Annotated in this window: 14 protein-coding genes; 8 read left to right on the top strand and 6 right to left on the bottom strand. The window is 35.6% G+C overall.

The genetic code is table 11. The features are described from left to right. Window positions 1-53: 53 nt before the first annotated feature. Window positions 54-1046 carry a DUF6695 family protein gene (locus tag F6U93_RS04690; protein ID WP_150937326.1) on the bottom strand — a complete coding sequence of 331 codons (993 nt, stop codon included), beginning with the start codon at window positions 1044-1046 and terminating at the stop codon, window positions 54-56. Then, window positions 1039-1767 (bottom strand): NRDE family protein, encoded by a 729-nt coding sequence (locus F6U93_RS04685; RefSeq protein ID WP_150937324.1) that lies wholly within the window; start codon window positions 1765-1767, stop codon window positions 1039-1041. The genes F6U93_RS04690 and F6U93_RS04685 overlap by 8 nt, the downstream gene beginning before the upstream one ends. A gap of 96 nt (window positions 1768-1863) precedes the next feature. Here F6U93_RS04685 and F6U93_RS04680 point away from each other — a divergent pair, with 96 nt between their 5' ends. Next, window positions 1864-2820 (top strand): tetratricopeptide repeat protein, encoded by a 957-nt coding sequence (locus tag F6U93_RS04680; protein WP_191963452.1) that lies wholly within the window; start codon window positions 1864-1866, stop codon window positions 2818-2820. 3 nt (window positions 2821-2823) lie between these two features. Here F6U93_RS04680 and rsmG read toward each other — a convergent pair whose 3' ends face one another. Beyond that, a complete protein-coding gene (rsmG, locus tag F6U93_RS04675; protein ID WP_150937320.1) occupies window positions 2824-3453 on the bottom strand; it encodes a 16S rRNA (guanine(527)-N(7))-methyltransferase RsmG in 630 nt (209 codons plus the stop codon). Between the two features lie 143 nt (window positions 3454-3596). Here rsmG and F6U93_RS04670 point away from each other — a divergent pair, with 143 nt between their 5' ends. Then, window positions 3597-4691 (top strand): fatty acid desaturase family protein, encoded by a 1095-nt coding sequence (locus F6U93_RS04670; protein ID WP_150937318.1) that lies wholly within the window; start codon window positions 3597-3599, stop codon window positions 4689-4691. Between the two features lie 31 nt (window positions 4692-4722). Continuing rightward, window positions 4723-5910 (top strand): pyridoxal phosphate-dependent aminotransferase, encoded by a 1188-nt coding sequence (locus F6U93_RS04665; RefSeq protein ID WP_150937317.1) that lies wholly within the window; start codon window positions 4723-4725, stop codon window positions 5908-5910. A 268-nt stretch (window positions 5911-6178) separates the two neighbouring features. Here the strand turns inward: F6U93_RS04665 and F6U93_RS04660 are convergent, their stop codons facing one another. Further along, window positions 6179-7672, bottom strand: coding sequence for a TrkH family potassium uptake protein (locus tag F6U93_RS04660; RefSeq protein ID WP_150937314.1), 1494 nt, complete (start codon window positions 7670-7672; stop codon window positions 6179-6181). A gap of 16 nt (window positions 7673-7688) precedes the next feature. Beyond that, window positions 7689-9038: a Trk system potassium transporter TrkA gene (gene trkA / locus F6U93_RS04655; RefSeq protein WP_150937312.1), complete on the bottom strand. Its 1350-nt coding sequence runs from the start codon at window positions 9036-9038 to the stop codon at window positions 7689-7691. Between the two features lie 137 nt (window positions 9039-9175). Here trkA and ubiE point away from each other — a divergent pair, with 137 nt between their 5' ends. Beyond that, window positions 9176-9901: a bifunctional demethylmenaquinone methyltransferase/2-methoxy-6-polyprenyl-1,4-benzoquinol methylase UbiE gene (gene ubiE, locus F6U93_RS04650; protein WP_150937310.1), complete on the top strand. Its 726-nt coding sequence runs from the start codon at window positions 9176-9178 to the stop codon at window positions 9899-9901. Between the two features lie 4 nt (window positions 9902-9905). Beyond that, window positions 9906-10634 (top strand): type IX secretion/gliding motility protein PorT/SprT, encoded by a 729-nt coding sequence (gene porT, locus F6U93_RS04645; protein ID WP_150937308.1) that lies wholly within the window; start codon window positions 9906-9908, stop codon window positions 10632-10634. A 27-nt stretch (window positions 10635-10661) separates the two neighbouring features. On the opposite strand, the gene F6U93_RS04640 is transcribed toward porT, so the two are convergent. Next, window positions 10662-11381, bottom strand: a complete 720-nt coding sequence (locus tag F6U93_RS04640) for a TrmH family RNA methyltransferase (RefSeq protein WP_150937306.1) — start codon at window positions 11379-11381, stop codon at window positions 10662-10664. 174 nt (window positions 11382-11555) lie between these two features. On the opposite strand from F6U93_RS04640, the gene tamL reads away from it, so the two are divergent. The 3 genes from tamL (at window position 11556) to accD (ending at window position 16428) form a co-directional block, all read left to right on the top strand. Then, window positions 11556-14081, top strand: coding sequence for a translocation and assembly module lipoprotein TamL (gene tamL / locus F6U93_RS04635; RefSeq protein WP_150937304.1), 2526 nt, complete (start codon window positions 11556-11558; stop codon window positions 14079-14081). Between the two features lie 135 nt (window positions 14082-14216). Beyond that, window positions 14217-15284 carry a class II fructose-bisphosphate aldolase gene (gene fbaA / locus F6U93_RS04630; RefSeq protein ID WP_150937302.1) on the top strand — a complete coding sequence of 356 codons (1068 nt, stop codon included), beginning with the start codon at window positions 14217-14219 and terminating at the stop codon, window positions 15282-15284. Between the two features lie 286 nt (window positions 15285-15570). Then, window positions 15571-16428 carry an acetyl-CoA carboxylase, carboxyltransferase subunit beta gene (gene accD, locus F6U93_RS04625; protein ID WP_150937300.1) on the top strand — a complete coding sequence of 286 codons (858 nt, stop codon included), beginning with the start codon at window positions 15571-15573 and terminating at the stop codon, window positions 16426-16428. Window positions 16429-16473 lie beyond the last annotated feature (45 nt).

The following is a 16473-nucleotide window of genomic DNA, read 5'->3' as shown; positions in this document are numbered from 1 at the left end:
TGTGAAAGTTTTATTTATTATAACTCTGAAACCTTCACTCGACTAATACCATTTTAACCATATAATGATATAAAACTAAAAACACTTCCGTTTTGTTCAATCTGAAACTGTTTACAATTAGAAAACGGCATAAACTGAAATTCAGCATCATAGCAAAAACTATCGTTATCTACTGAAAATTCAGCATCACAGTCTACTGTTCCGTAAGGTGAAACACGCCTAAATCTATACACGACTTTATCTTCCGTTTTATACAATTCAAACCAAGCACCACTACCAATTCCCGGAAGCCATTGTGCCTTTTCACTAAGACCAGAAACCGGTTTGGCTTGTAAACTCCCTTCGAAATGAGGTTGATGATTTTTTAAACGATCTAAAAAACAGCGCAGATTTTCACTCTTTTGCGAACCTTTGAATTCTGAAATACTCCCATCTTCCGAAACCTCATATATAAAATTTTCTGTCGTACATAACAACACATTACCCACAGTACTTGGAGTAAAGCGTTTTGATTTTTTAAGACCTTTTTTAATATTCTTATCCGTTACCGAAGCAATTAAAACATCAGTTACAAAACGTGCACAATTGGAAGCTTTTTTGATAAACGCCGCATACCTTACTTCTGTTTGATTTTGCAAGTCCGTAATAAAAGACTTTGCTTTTTTTAAATCTACAGCTGCACATACAGAGGCTAACATTGTCCCTGAACCATGAGTTAATTCGGGATGCGTGGCTAAATACACTAAAATTTCATCTATATTTTCAATTGCCCCAGCTTCTATTTGAGCCTGAAAAGGGAGTTTCAATTCAGGGTCTGTTTCCTGACTTCGCACACGACCGTATGGTTCTGGCACAATATACCTTCCAAAATCATAATACGACAAAACACCTGTTTTTACTTCAACTAAAACTAATGCGGCATGCCCAGCACGAATGTAATTTTTCGTCCCCATTCCCACAAAGCGCATCAACGACGCATACCATTCTTTGGGCAAACGCACCACAGAATCTGGATAAGCAAGAATTAACATCATACCACTACTCATTCACAACAGATTCTTGAAAGTCTAGCACTTCTCCTGAAACTTCCTGACTTTCGAGGCTTTCAAAACGCATTTTTAGCTGGTCTTCTATTTTCACTACTTGGGTAACACTTGTGGTCTTCACAAAACCACGATTCATTACAACCCCGTAATCTGTATTCTCAATATGGGTTGTTTTATGAAATTCTAATAATGAACCGGCATTCAATTCATTATAAGCCTTAAATTTTTTAAACCAATCTTGACGTTCTTTTTTCATCTCGTCAGAATATAAGGTGGAAAACGACCATAATTTAGGTTCCAAAGGCAAATCTGTAAGATGAGCTAGCTGACCATCCCAAATCAATTCATAAAATTTTAAATTAACCTTCCAATCAACTATAATGATGGTAAAGGGTTCGATGTCTTTAAAATCATAAATGTCAATTTCAGCAACAATGTCTTCTGCCAACATCAAATCTTTAGCAACTAGTCCGCGACTTTTTCGGTAGGAAGACTTCCTCTGATGTATGGCAAAACCACCATTCAGCACACAAACCACACGTTTTTTGTCGCTAACACCAATCCATGTTCCTCCTGAAGATTCATCCTTCGGATACATGAATTTCACGCCATTTTCTTCATAAACCCGGGGAGACAACGCTTTACGGTTAGGTGCTTCGTCGCGATTAGAAGTTAAAACAAAATTTTGATTTCCTGTTGGAATAATGGTTACGGTACACATATAAACTTAGTATGTAAAACAAGATGACAACTTACGAAAATTATTCATTAACTTTATTTCCTCAAAACGGCATATTATTTGCTCATGAAAACCGCGATGAAAAATTTACTACTTACCCTTTGTGTTGCCTTGCCATTATTAACTTTTGGACAAACAAGCAAACTATACAGACAAGCTTTAAGAACTTCAGATTACGAAGAGAGAATCGAATTACTTAATCAAGTTATTTCCTTGGAGCCCAAAAATTTAGACGCCTATTTTCAACGCGGACTAGCAAAAAACAACTCAGGTGATTTTTACGGCGCTATTGTAGATTATTCAAAAGTTATCGTAGAACAGCCAGATGCCGACACCTACTTTAACCGCGGAAATTCAAGATACAGTATAAAAGACTACACCGAAGCGAAAGAAGATTATGCCAAGGCTTATATTTTAGATGATAAATTTATAGACGCGCTTTATAGCTTAGGTTGTGTACGATTAGATTTAGGCGAATACGATAAGGCTATCAAAGATTTTGACAAAGTCATTAAGACCGTACCAGGTCAACCAAAAACGTACGCGCTTAGAGCTTCTGCACATATGGCTTTAGAAAACTACCAACAAGCACTTAATGATTATTCAGCAGCAATTTATATTGAAGGCAACTCTGAAAACTATTACAATCGCGGTGCCTTTTTCATGGAGCTCAAACGTTATCAAGACGCAAATAACGATCTTACAAATGCCATTTTATTAGACAAAAACAATCCTTTTGCCTATTTTTATAGAGGCGCCTGTTCTCTGTTTTTAGGCAAAGATAAAGCCGCTATTTCTGATTTAGAAAATGTTTTAAAATTTGATTCTAAAGATTTTGACGCTGAGCTAGGATTGGCTATTGCATATGTGAATTTAAAGGACAACGAAAAAGCTAAACAGCATTTTGATCGTGCCAACAGCATTTTAGGCCTAGGGGCGAACATCACAAGTATTGAGGAATACAGTGAAACTTATTGGTTTCAGCATCAATACTATTATTTCAATCAAGGCATTACTAAATTAGTTAAACTATAGTATTTAACCTCTATATTTTAATGGTAAATGCACTACTTTTTTAGTTTCGTAAAAGTCTTCAGTAAAATAATCACTTAAATTATAAATAGTTGTGGTTCTGTAATCTTTAAGTTCTTCGGTTAAATCACCACCTTTTAAATACAGAATACCATTTTTCAAGTCATGCTTCTGCTCTTTGACTATTTTACCTTTTACCCAATGCACAAAGGTTGGCATAATCGCCACGGCACGACTCACAATAAAATCAAACTGATCGTCAATTTCTTCTACCCTACTGTGTGTGGTTTTTACATTTGTTAAGCCCAAACCTTCAACAACTTCGTTCACCACTTTAAGTTTTTTGCCAATGCTATCTACTAAATGAAAAGAACATTCTGGATACATTATAGCTAATGGAACACCGGGAAACCCACCTCCTGTGCCAACGTCTAAAATTTTGCTTCCGTCTTTGAAAGAAATCACTTTAGCAATACCTAACGAATGCAAAACATGACGTAAATACAACTCATCAATATCCTTTCTAGACACCACATTAATCTTTAAATTCCAATCTTTATATAGTGATTCTAGCAGTTCAAATTTGTTTATCTGATCTTCGGTTAGGTCAGGAAAGTACTTTAAAATGAGTTCCATGGTTGTTAAATTTTCAACAAAAATATACTTTTTAAACCCATTTTTTTACAAAAATTTGGGATTACTTAACTTTGTTTATTCCTATCTTTGCGCAGAATATGGTAGAATGAATTAATCTTCGCCATATTAATATTAAAAATAGCATGACTAAACAAGCATTAACTTTCTCAAGAACAGATTCGGCAAAATTTTTCCGTACACTAAATAAACGCGTTAATGATTATTTTAAAGAGAATAATATTAAACGTACTGGAAACTGGAAGCTCTACCTAAAAGCAGTGATCATGTTTGCTTTACTTATAGTACCTGTGGCACTGGTTTTATCAGTAGATTTACCTTGGTGGGCTCAAATCCTATGTATGATTGTTACTGGAATAGGCATGGCTGGTGTTGGTATGAATGTGATGCATGACGCCAATCACGGCTCGTTTTCAAGTAAAAAATGGGTTAACAAACTCATGGGAAGTAGTATTTATGTCTTAGCCGGAAATGATTACAATTGGAAGGTACAACATAACGTTTTACATCACACCTATACTAACATTCAAGGACATGATGAAGACATTGATGCCGGTAGAATCATCCGTTTTTCAAAACACACCAAATGGTTAAGAATTCATAAATACCAACGTTTTTATGCTTTCTTCTTATACGGTTTATTAACAGCAAACTGGGCGATTACAACAGATTTTATTCAAAGTGCAAAATATTTAAAAAGAAAACTGGCTTACGGTAAATTCCCTAACCCAGCGACCCAATGGACCAAACTTATTATTGGTAAAATTATTTATTACCTAATATGGATTGTTCTACCCTTATCACTAGGCTTTGCATGGTGGCAAGTTTTAATTGGTTTCTTCGTGATGCACTATACAGCCGGAATCATTTTAAGTGTAGTGTTCCAATTAGCGCACGTGATGCCAAATACTGAAATGCCTGAGCCGGATGAAAATGGTAACATGAAAAACACTTGGGCGATTCACCAATTGTATACCACATCAAATTTTTCACCTAAAAGCTGGTTGGCAGAATTTTACACAGGTGGTTTAAACCGACAAGTAGAACACCATTTATTCGCGCACATCAGTCACATACACTATAGCAAATTAGCTAAAATTGTGAAACAAACCGCTAAAGAATGTAGCTTACCTTACAATGAATACTCTACATTTTGGCAAGCCGTTTCAGAACACTACAACCAATTAAAAACACTGGGTAAAAAACCTAACTACGCATAAATTAAAAACTATACTCATAACAAATATTTACATGCAATTACTATCTGATAGAATTTTAAACATGGCTACATCTGCAACTTTAGCCATGGCTGCAAAAGCAAGAGAACTTAGAGGAGAAGGAAAAGACATTATAGGTCTAAGTCTTGGAGAACCAGACTTTAATACGCCTGATTTCATTAAAGATGCTGCGATTCAAGCTATTAATGAAAATTACAATTCTTACTCTCCAGTTGATGGCTACGCCGATTTAAAAGAAGCTGTTATTACTAAATTTAAACGTGATAACAACCTAACCTATACACCTGCTCAAATTGTAGTTTCTACAGGAGCCAAACAATCTTTAGCTAATATCGCGGGCGTGATGTTAAATGCTGGTGATGAAGTTATTTTACCATGTCCTTACTGGGTAAGTTATGCTGATATCGTTAAATTAAACGACGGTGTACCTGTAGAAGTAAAAACGACTATAGACACTGACTTTAAAATGACACCTGAGCAACTTGAAGCCGCTATCACACCGCAAACTAAAATGATTTGGTTTAGTTCGCCTTGTAACCCAAGTGGATCAGTTTATAGTAGAGCTGAATTAAGAGCTTTAGCTGACGTTCTAGTAAAACACCCTAATATTTACGTAGTTTCAGATGAAATTTACGAGCATATTAACTACGGTGAAGGACATACAAGTATCGCTGAATTTGAAGATATGTACAACAATACCATTACTGTAAACGGGGTTTCTAAAGCCTTTGCAATGACAGGATGGCGTGTTGGATTTATTGGTGGACCTGAAAAAATTGCTCGTGCTTGTAACAAATTACAAGGACAAATTACTAGTGGAACCAACTGTATCGCACAACGTGCCGTAATTACAGCTTTAAACGAATCACCTTCTCGTGTACAATACATGATTGACGAGTTTAAAGTACGTCGTGATTTAATCTTAGATTTATTAAACGATGTGGAAGGTTTTAAAACAAACACGCCTGAAGGTGCTTTTTATGTTTTCCCTAACGTAACGCATTACTTCGGAAAGACTTTAAGAGGAAAGAAAATCAACAACGCAACAGATTTTTCTTTATACCTATTAGAAGAAGCGCTTGTTGCTACGGTTACAGGTGAAGCTTTTGGAAACCCGGATTGTATCCGTATTTCATATGCCGCTTCTCAAGAACAAATCATTGAAGCGATTAAAAGAATTAAAGCTGCTGTAACTGAGTAATCACTTACAGTAACAATTCATATCAAAAAGCCGCTAATTGAAATTAGCGGCTTTTTTTATATTGTTTTTGCATATCCTTAAACATACATTATAGGATTTTGTCTTTCCGAGGAATCGAGGAATCTCATGAATCATGGTAAGACTCTTCAGTCGTACCTCCTTCTGAATGACAAAATCAAATTATTTTGCAATTATGACAGTTTATTGATAATCAAACATGGTTATTTTTTGAAATACTCATCAAACCTCCAAAGTAAAACATAAATAACTACCTATTCCTCCAAAAGAAAGGTGTAAACAAGATAAGTACTGTAAATAGCTCAAGACGTCCGATTAGCATTAAAAAGGAAGCCCACCACTTCCCTAACCCAGGAAGTAAAGCGTAGTTATTTACTGGCCCAAAATCACCAAATGCCGGACCAACATTACCTAAAGTAGAAGCCGCTAAACCAATGGCAGATTTAAACTCCAAACCAAACATAGAAAACACCAGAGCACCAATAATAAAGGAGAGCATATAAAGAATAAAAAAGGCCAAGACATTAAATACAATAAATCGGTTAATCGCTTTTCCGTTATACCTCACCGGCACAATTGCATTAGGATGCAAAGTACGCTTAAACTCTAAAAAGCCATTCTTTATTAAAATTAAATGGCGTACCACTTTAACCCCACCTGCTGTACTTCCTGCCGAACCACCTAGAAACATCAATCCGAAAAAGAAAACCACCAAAAACGGCGTCCACAAGGTATAATCTGCCGAAACAAACCCTGTAGTCGTTATCACAGACAACACTTGAAAAAGCGCATGTCTAAAGGCACTTTCAGCTTCACCCCAAATCACTGGATGATGAATCGACGACAAGCTTAAATCAGCTTGGAAATAAATAATAAGTGCTGCTATAGCTGTAAATACCGCTATAAATTTAAAATATAACGCAAATTCTTCATCGTGTAATATCTTTTGAAACTTCCCCTTAAAAGCAAAGTAGCTCAAAACAAAGTTTGAACCTGCTAGAAACATGAACAAGCAGATAATATATTGTATAATCGGTTGATGATTCCAATAAGCTACACTTGCATTTTTAGTTGAAAAACCACCAGTAGACAGTGTACACATGGCATGATTAATGGCATCAAAAAAAGACATCCCTGCAATATTTAACAACAAGGTTTCAGCAGCAGTGTAACTAAAATAAATCAGCCATAATCGTTTGGCAGTATCTGTAATTCTGGGGTGTAATTTATCGCCACTGGGGCCTGGCGCTTCCGCTGCAAAAAGTTGCATACCTCCAATACCTAATAAGGGCAAAATAGCAATAGCTAGAACGATAATCCCCATACCACCAATCCAATGGGTTAAACTACGCCAAAACAAAACCCCCTTAGGAATCGCTTCAATATCATTTAAGATTGAAGCCCCTGTAGTGGTATAACCAGACATGGTTTCAAAAAAGGCATTGGTAAAACTTGGAATACTTTCAGTGATTACATAAGGTAAGGTTCCTGAAAGCGACATGAAAATCCAACCAAAAGCCACCACAATGTAACCTTCACGCTTGTTCATGACTTTTTCATGCTTCCGCGTTAACACCATAAGTATGGCTCCAACGATCATAGTAAGTACGCCAGCAATAGATATTTGCGTGCCAACACCGTCTTGGTATAAAAAACTAACTAAGGCAGCAAGCAACATAAAACCACCATTAAACAATAATAGTAATCCTAAAAAATGAAAAATAATTTTAAAATTGAGTTTCAATACGAATACCTGTTAATTAAATAAATAGTTTCTCAACGCGCTTAATAGATTTTAACAAGCAACAAACTACCACGCGGTCACCCGCTTGAATTTTGAAGCTTCCTAAGGCAATCATCCCAACACCATTTCTAATCACTCCTCCTATAATCGCTGTTCTAGGAAAATCAATAGACTTAATGGACTTGTTACAAACTGCTGAAGTACTTTTCACCTCAAACTCTAACAATTCAGCATTGAGGTTACTCAGTTTGGTCATCGCTACAACTTCACCACGACGAATGTATCTAAAAATATTATTTGCTGCTAAAAGCTTTTTATTGATTAAAGTGTCAATACCAATAGAATGAGACAAATCAAAATAATCCATATTTTCTACTAAAGCAATGGTTTTCTTAACCCCTTTAGATTTAGCCACTAAACAAGACATGATATTGGTTTCAGAATTTGGCCCAACCGCAATAAAGGCGTCCATGTCAGCAATATTTTCTTCGTCTAACAAATCAACATTTCTACCATCACTGTTGATTACAAGAACTTTAGTCAAAACATCAGCAATATCAAAGGCACGATCTCTATTGCCTTCAAGCAACTTCACATTAAAACCTTTCGCACTTAAATCACGAGCCGTTTTAAAGCCAATTTGTCCCCCCCCCAGAATCATCACATCCTTAATCTCGCGGTTAACTTTTCCGGAAAGTTTACATAATTCTTCCGCGCCACCTTCCGAAGTAATAAAAACAACAGTGTCTCCGCGTTTAAACACAGTATCACCTCTAGGAATCGTTGTATATTGTGTCCCAAAACGCTGAATAGCGATAGGCACAAAATGTATTTCAGGAAAGACCTCAGCGGCTTCCTTAACCGTTTTTCCAACAAAAGTAGCCGATCTTGATAGCGTTAGTCCCGCCATTGAAAGCGCACCTTCTTCAAACTCATAAGTTTCATTGAATGACGATTGTTTTAACGACAATTCGATTTCTGAAGCTGCTAATGCTTCCGGAGAAATAAGTTCATCTATACCAAATTTAGTAAATCCAACCTCATCTTTATGTCTAATAAATTCGGTGTTAGAAATTCTAGCAATGGTTCGTTTAGCCCCAAGTTGCTTGGCTAAAACGCAAATGGTAATGTTTGTAGTTTCGCTAGAGGTTACGGCAATAAACAAATCACATGAATCTACCCTGGCCTCCCTTAAAATAGCGATAGACGTCGCGTCTCCTTTAACCACACGAATATCCAACTGGTTATCTGCGTGTGCTAAACTCTTCTTATTCGGGTCTATTAAAGTTATCTCTTGAGATTCGTAAGACAATAATTTTGCCAAATGAAATCCTACCTCACCTGCTCCTGCAATTATTATTTTCATTTTTGTGTCATCATAAAAAGTGAAACAAATATAATATAATTTAAAGGGGCTTACATAAAATTGAATCAATATAATTATTTAGACACCTATTATGTAAAGCTTCTTTAAAAGTTTATATTTGTCAAAAAATTACGAACTTGTCAAAGGTAAAACCATACAAAAACAGCGCATTAGGCAAAAAAGAACAACTCACTAAAATGTTTGATAATATTTCTGGTGATTATGATGGCTTAAATCGTGTTATTTCCTTCGGAATAGATATCAAATGGCGTAAAAACGTTGTTAAAATCATCAAAGAAAGCCAGCCAGAAAGTATTCTGGATATCGCTACTGGAACCGGTGACTTAGCCATAAACCTTGCTGAAACTGAAGCCTCAAGAATTGTTGGCCTAGATATTAGCAGCGGTATGCTTGAAATAGGCAAGGAAAAAGTCAAAAAGAAAGGATTCGATTCTAAAATTGAAATGGTTTTAGGTGACAGTGAAAATTTACCTTTTAAAAACGACACTTTTGATGCCATTACCGTAGCTTTTGGGGTTAGAAATTTTGAAACCTTGGAAAATGGTTTAGAAGAAATTTACCGGGTTTTAAAGCCTAACGGCACCTTCGTAATTTTAGAAACCTCTGTCCCAACAAAAACACCGTTTAAACAAGGCTATAATTTATACACCAAAAATATCATGCCTTTAATAGGTAAAATATTTTCAAAAGACCAAAGCGCCTATAAATACTTATCAGAATCAGCTTCTGTTTTTCCTTATGGTGAAGCCTTAAACAATATTTTACGAAAAATTGGGTTTATTAATGTTGAAGATTTCCCACAAACTTTGGGTGTGGCAACTATTTACAAATCATCTAAGTAAACATATGAAGCATTTTTTTGCATTAACCGCATTTCTATTTATTTTCCAAACCTCAAGCGCACAACTGTTTAGCGAAGAAAAAGTCGTTTATGATGCCAACCAAGGTAGAGGTTCTACAGACCATACTTTACTACGTTGGGGGTACTATTTAGGCATAAACATCTTAGATTTTAACTTTGATTACAACGAAGATTTACGCGATATTTATGTAAAACGCAACCCTGGATTTAGCGTAGGGCTTATTGGAAACTTACGCATCAACAAATTTATGGATCTACGTTTAGAGCCAGGATTAAATATTGCGACTAGAGAATTAAAATATAGTGAAACCTATTTTGATGGCATGAGCTATACCGATGCTGATTTGGTTAGAGAGGTTAAATCAACTTACATTCATGTACCCTTATTACTTAAAGTTTCTACCAAAAGAATCAATAACTTCAAACCTTTTGTTGTTGGTGGTTTTTCGGCAGCAATAAACTTATCAAGTAACGAAACTAACCCAGAAGATAACTCTAGCGGACAATTTAGAACGGCAACGACACCCTTATTTTATGAATTAGGATTCGGAATTGATTTTTACCTGTACAACTTCAAATTCACACCTTCTGTTCGTGGTGTATTTGCCATAACAGATGAACTTATTCCTGATGAAGACCCTAACAGCCCTTGGACTAGCAATATTGCTAGCATGAAAACAAGAGGCGTATTTTTAAACTTTACATTTCAATAAAATCGCTTTCGCGGAAGACCTAAGGTTCTACTCACGTTTTAATTCACTAAGTAAAATTGCTGTGGCTGTGGCGACATTTAAGCTTTCAGTAACTTGTAGATCGCCAAATCTTGGGATGGAAATTTTTGAAGTGATTAAATTTTCAACAGCTTCTGAAACCCCGTTAGCTTCATTACCCATAACCAAAACACCTTCTTTTGGAAGTGCTGTTTTATATACGTTATCACCATCCATAAAAGCACCTAAAATCGGTTTATTATAATCATTAAGAAAGGCTTCCATATCTAAATAACTAATATTAACACGGGTTATAGAGCCCATCGTAGCTTGAACCACCTTAGGATTATAGCAGTCTACAGTTTGCTTACTACATACCAAATCTTTTATCCCGAACCAATCACATAACCTGATTATCGTTCCTAAGTTCCCAGGGTCTCTAACATCGTCAAGAGCAAGTATCAAGCCTTCACTTACAACTTGTTTAAGATCAGGCATTTTAAAAAGCGCTAATGCTTTATTAGGTGTTGTTAAAAAACTTATTTTTTTTAACTCGGCTGCAGAAATCAATACCTCATGCGTTCCACCATTACCAAAAGATTCAGTCGTAAAAAGTTGATGGAGCTCTAAATGGGAGTCTAGCAGTTCGTGAATAGTTTTTATGCCTTCAACAACAAAAAAACCATGTTGCTGTCTGTATTTTTTCTGCTTTAAACTTGTAATTAATTTGATCTGACTCTTAGAAAGCATGTACCGTTTTTAATTTTTTATAAAGAAAAGAAAATAATCATAAGATTTACTCAGACAAGAATTAATTAAATATTTTTTTTAGCTTAAATACCGTATTTTTGATGCTTAATGAATCTTTTTAAGCGTAATTCTAAACAAAAACACCTTTAAACCCCTGAATTAACTATCCTTCATTTGAAAAAACAACACATAAAAATATGTATTCTAGCTTTATTAATAGGGCAAGTTTTCTCTTGCGACACCGTTAAAAGAGTCCATGAGGGAGAACTGTTATTAACAGAAAACGAAGTGTTTATCGACGAAAAAAAGGACAATTCAGAAACCACTGAAAATTTATTGTACCAGCACCCCAATCGCAAATTCTTTGGTACACCTCTGCGCTTACACCTTTACAATACTGCACGCCCTAATAGAGATTCTATTTTTGATGCCTGGCTTGAAGCAAAACCCCAAAGACACGAGCGCTTAAAACGAAGATATTCACAAAAACAGGTAGATAATCTACGCCGATCGGCTATTGGTTTTAATAATTGGTTAAAAGAAACAGGTGAGCCCCCTGTAATTATTAGTGAAGTTAAGGCAAAAAAATCTGTAAACCGTTTAGAAGCCTACTATATAAATAATGGCTGGTTTAATGCTGAAGCCCATTATAAAATTATTGAAGCAGGTGAAAAACGAGCTTCTATAAAGTATGATGTAAATACAGGTACCGGTTATTTAATTGACTCGATTACAGAAACCATTAAATCGCCAAAGGTAGCGTCAATTTATGACCGCTATAAAGAAGAGTCCTTTATTAAATCTAATGAACAATATAAAACGGCTAATTTTGATGATGAACGCAGTCGTATTTCCTCACGGTTACGAAACTCTGGAGTGTACCACTTTAACCAAGATTACATCACTTTTGAAATTGACACCATTGGAACCAATAAAAAAGTAAATGTAGGGCTCACCATCCAAAACCGGCCAATAAGAGACCATGATTCCATAAAACGTGTTCCATTTGATGTTTATACCATTAGAGACGTTAATATTGTTACTGATTACACCTATGAAAATCGGGGAAAACCATTTCAGGACTCTACCTTTTTTAACGGTTACAAATTTTACAGTTATGGAAAAATGAAGCACCAACCTAAAGCCATTGTGGATGCTGTTTTCATTAAACCAGGTGATGTATTTAGAGATGAAGATATGATTAACACGTATCGCCACTTAAAAGAACTACGTACCTTTAGGTATCCACATATCGAAGTTACAGAACGGTTAGACAACACCATAACCGACACCATACTATTAACGCCATTAAAAAAGTTTAGTCTTGGGTTTAGTACTGATGTGTCAACCAGCAACATTCAAACTTTAGGGTTTTCATTAAACCCGAGTTTACTCATGAGAAATATCTTTAGAGGTGCTGAAACTTTAGAAATTGCTGGAAAAGGATCCATAGGCTCATCAAAAGACAATAACAGCCAAACAGATGCTTTCTTTGATATTATTGAATATGGAATCGATTTCAGGTTAACCATTCCTAGGTTTTTCTCGCCTTTTTACACCAAGCATCTCATTCCAAAATACATGTCGCCTACCACTAACATTAGCTTAGCGATGACCAGTCAAACCAATATAGGGCTAGATAAGCAAACTTTTGGTGGCGTTTTTAATTACAATTGGGCACCAAATAAAACGGTGGTTAATAGACTAGAGGTATTCAACATTCAATATGTACAAAACTTAAATGTTGACGCGTATTTTGATGTTTATCAAAACTCCTATGAATCATTAAATAACATCGCTCATGACGTCAATTACATAGGACCTGATGAGGATTTAGGCATCCCCGATCAGGCCGATGAGTTTATTGCATACGCTACTACTGTGCCTCCACCACCAGAATTTACTGATGATGAATACAACACCGTAAATAGTATCAGTGAACGTAAAAACCGATTAACAGAAAACAACTTAATATTATCGGCGAGTTGGAACGTAACAGTCAACGAGCGCACTAGCCTGTTTGATGAAGACTATTCGATTTTCCGCTTTAAAATAGAACCTGCAGGGAACCTGCTAAATTTAAGTGCTAACTTATTAAATCTTAAACAAGACGATGAAGGCCGAAATACCTTGTTTGATGTAGCCTATTCACAATTTGTGAAGACCGAAATAGAATATATTAAACACTGGGATTTGGGCAAAAAAAATGTGTTTGCTTTTAGGAGTTTTCTAGGGGTTGCTGTTCCTTACGGCAACTCAAATAGTATCCCTTTTTCTAAAAGTTTCTTTGCTGGAGGACCAAATGACAACAGAGCCTGGACGGCCTATAGTCTTGGCCCTGGAAGCTCACAATCGACTGATGAATTTAATGAGGCTAATTTAAAACTAGCCTTCAATGCAGAACAACGTTTTCATATTTTCGACAAATTCTATGGTGCTGTTTTTGTAGACGTTGGAAATATATGGAATGCTTGGGATAACGTTACCGATGAAGGCGCCACGTTTACAGGATTGAAATCCCTTGAAGATCTTGCCGTGGGTAGTGGTTTCGGACTAAGATATGACTTTAGTTTTTTTGTTTTTCGTTTTGATATTGGCTTTAAAACTCACGACCCTGCTTACGACAAAGAAAACCGATGGTTTCAAGAATATAACTTTTCTAATGCCGTATATAATATAGGTATAAATTACCCTTTTTAACCCCATTTTACAAAAGCACACACTACAACGTTTTAGTTTATTTTTAACGTTTTCAAGCGTGTAAAACCTTAATTTTTTTTAAATTTTGTTTACATTTATACCAAACTAACAACTCATAACACATAATTATTTAAAATGAGGCATAACATAAAACCAGGTGTAGCTACAGGACAAGAAGTTCAGGCTATTTTCAACCATGCAAAAGCTAATAACTTTGCACTTCCAGCAGTAAACGTAATAGGTTCAGATACCATAAACGGTGTTTTAGAAACGGCAAGAGACTTAAATGCTCCTGTGATTATTCAATTTTCAAATGGTGGCGCGCAATTTAATGCAGGAAAAGGCCTAAGTAACGACGGCCAACAAGCCGCAATTGCTGGTGGAATCGCTGGCGCCAAACATGTTCATATTTTAGCAGAGGCTTATGGAGTTCCTGTTATTTTACATACAGACCACTGTGCTAAAAAACTATTACCTTGGATTGATGGATTACTAGATGCTAGTGAAAAACATTTCGCTGAAACAGGAAAACCTTTATTCAGTTCTCACATGATTGATTTATCTGAAGAGCCTATTGAAGAAAACATCGCTATTTGTAAAACCTACTTAGAGCGCATGAGCAAAATGGGTATGACTTTAGAAATTGAGCTAGGAATTACTGGTGGTGAAGAAGATGGGGTTGATAATTCAGATGTTGATGATTCTAAATTATATACGCAACCTGAAGAAGTGGCGTACGCTTACGAAGAATTAAGTAAAGTGAGTCCGCAATTTACAATCGCAGCAGCTTTTGGGAACGTACACGGGGTATACAAACCAGGAAACGTAAAATTAACGCCAAAAATCTTAAAAAATTCTCAAGAATATATCTCTAAGAAATATAACGTAGAACACAACCATATCGATTTTGTTTTCCATGGTGGATCAGGATCTACTGTTGAAGAAATTCGTGAAGGTATTAGCTACGGTGTTATTAAAATGAATATTGATACCGATTTACAGTATGCATTCATGACGGGTATTAGAGATTACATGGATGAAAAATCAGAGTATTTAAAAGCGCAAATAGGTAACCCTGACGGTGATGACTCTCCAAACAAAAAATTCTATGACCCTCGCGTTTGGCTTCGTGAAGGTGAAAAAACCTTTGTTGCACGTTTAAAAAAGGCTTTTGAAGACTTAAACAACGTAAATACTTTATAAGTTTAATATAGATTTACTACAAATATTATGAAAAAGGTTCTGCTTCTTGCAGGACCTTTTTTAGTTATATCGCTATTTTTCAATAAAATACCGAAGTCTGCTTAATAAAATCTAAATGTGAATGCTAGAAATTTAAAAAAAGGCTTAATTTTGTAGTCAGGCTTTTTCCTGTTTTTAAGATGAAATATTTTCAGATTAAAATTTTAAGAAAATGTAGCCAGATAACATTTATATTTGAAACCACAATTTTTTAGCCCAGCTAAAACATTAAAATATATTAATCAATATGACTTGGTTTAAAAGAACAACAAAAGGAATCACAACAACTACCGAAGAGAAAAAAGACACCCCCAAGGGGCTGTGGTACAAATCTCCAACCGGTAAGATTGTAGACACTGAAGAATTAGAAAAGAATTTTTATGTAAGCCCAGAAGATGGTTACCACGTAAGAATAGGCAGTAAAGAGTATTTTGAAATACTTTTTGACGATAATAAATTCAAAGAATTAGACACGAATCTAGAGTCTAAAGATCCTTTAAAATTTGAGGATACAAAAAATTATCCCGAGCGTTTAAAAACGGCACAAGCTAAAACCAATTTAAAAGATGCTGTTCGTACAGCAGTAGGAAAGTCTAAAGGTAAAGATTTAGTAGTTGCTTGTATGGATTTTGCCTTTATTGGAGGCTCAATGGGTAGTGTTGTAGGTGAGAAAATTGCTCGTGCAGCAGATTATTCTCTTAAAAACAATATACCTTTAATGGTAATTTCTAAATCTGGAGGTGCACGTATGATGGAAGCCGCCTTATCTTTAATGCAATTGGCTAAAACATCGGTTAAACTTGCCCAGTTGGCAGACGCAGGAATTCCTTATATTTCACTTTGTACAGACCCAACTACAGGAGGTATTACAGCATCATTTGCAATGCTCGGTGATATTAATATCGCAGAACCTGGTGCATTAATCGGTTTTGCTGGTCCTAGAATTGTAAAAGATACCACTGGAAAAGATCTTCCAGAAGGATTTCAAACTTCAGAGTTTTTACTAGAACATGGTTTCTTAGATTTTATCACCCACCGTAAAGAATTGAAGAATAAAGTGAATCAATATTTAGATTTGGTTTTAAACCAACCGCTAAGAGCTTAAATTTCTCAAAAAATAATAAACAAAAACCTGCTTTAAATTTTAAAG

The organism is Pseudotamlana haliotis (assembly GCF_008806375.1).
In the GTDB taxonomy this organism is placed as follows: Bacteria; Bacteroidota; Bacteroidia; order Flavobacteriales; family Flavobacteriaceae; genus Pseudotamlana; species Pseudotamlana haliotis.
The sequence above is the reverse complement of the archived record's forward strand: the minus strand, read 5'-3'. Positions and strand labels throughout refer to the sequence as shown.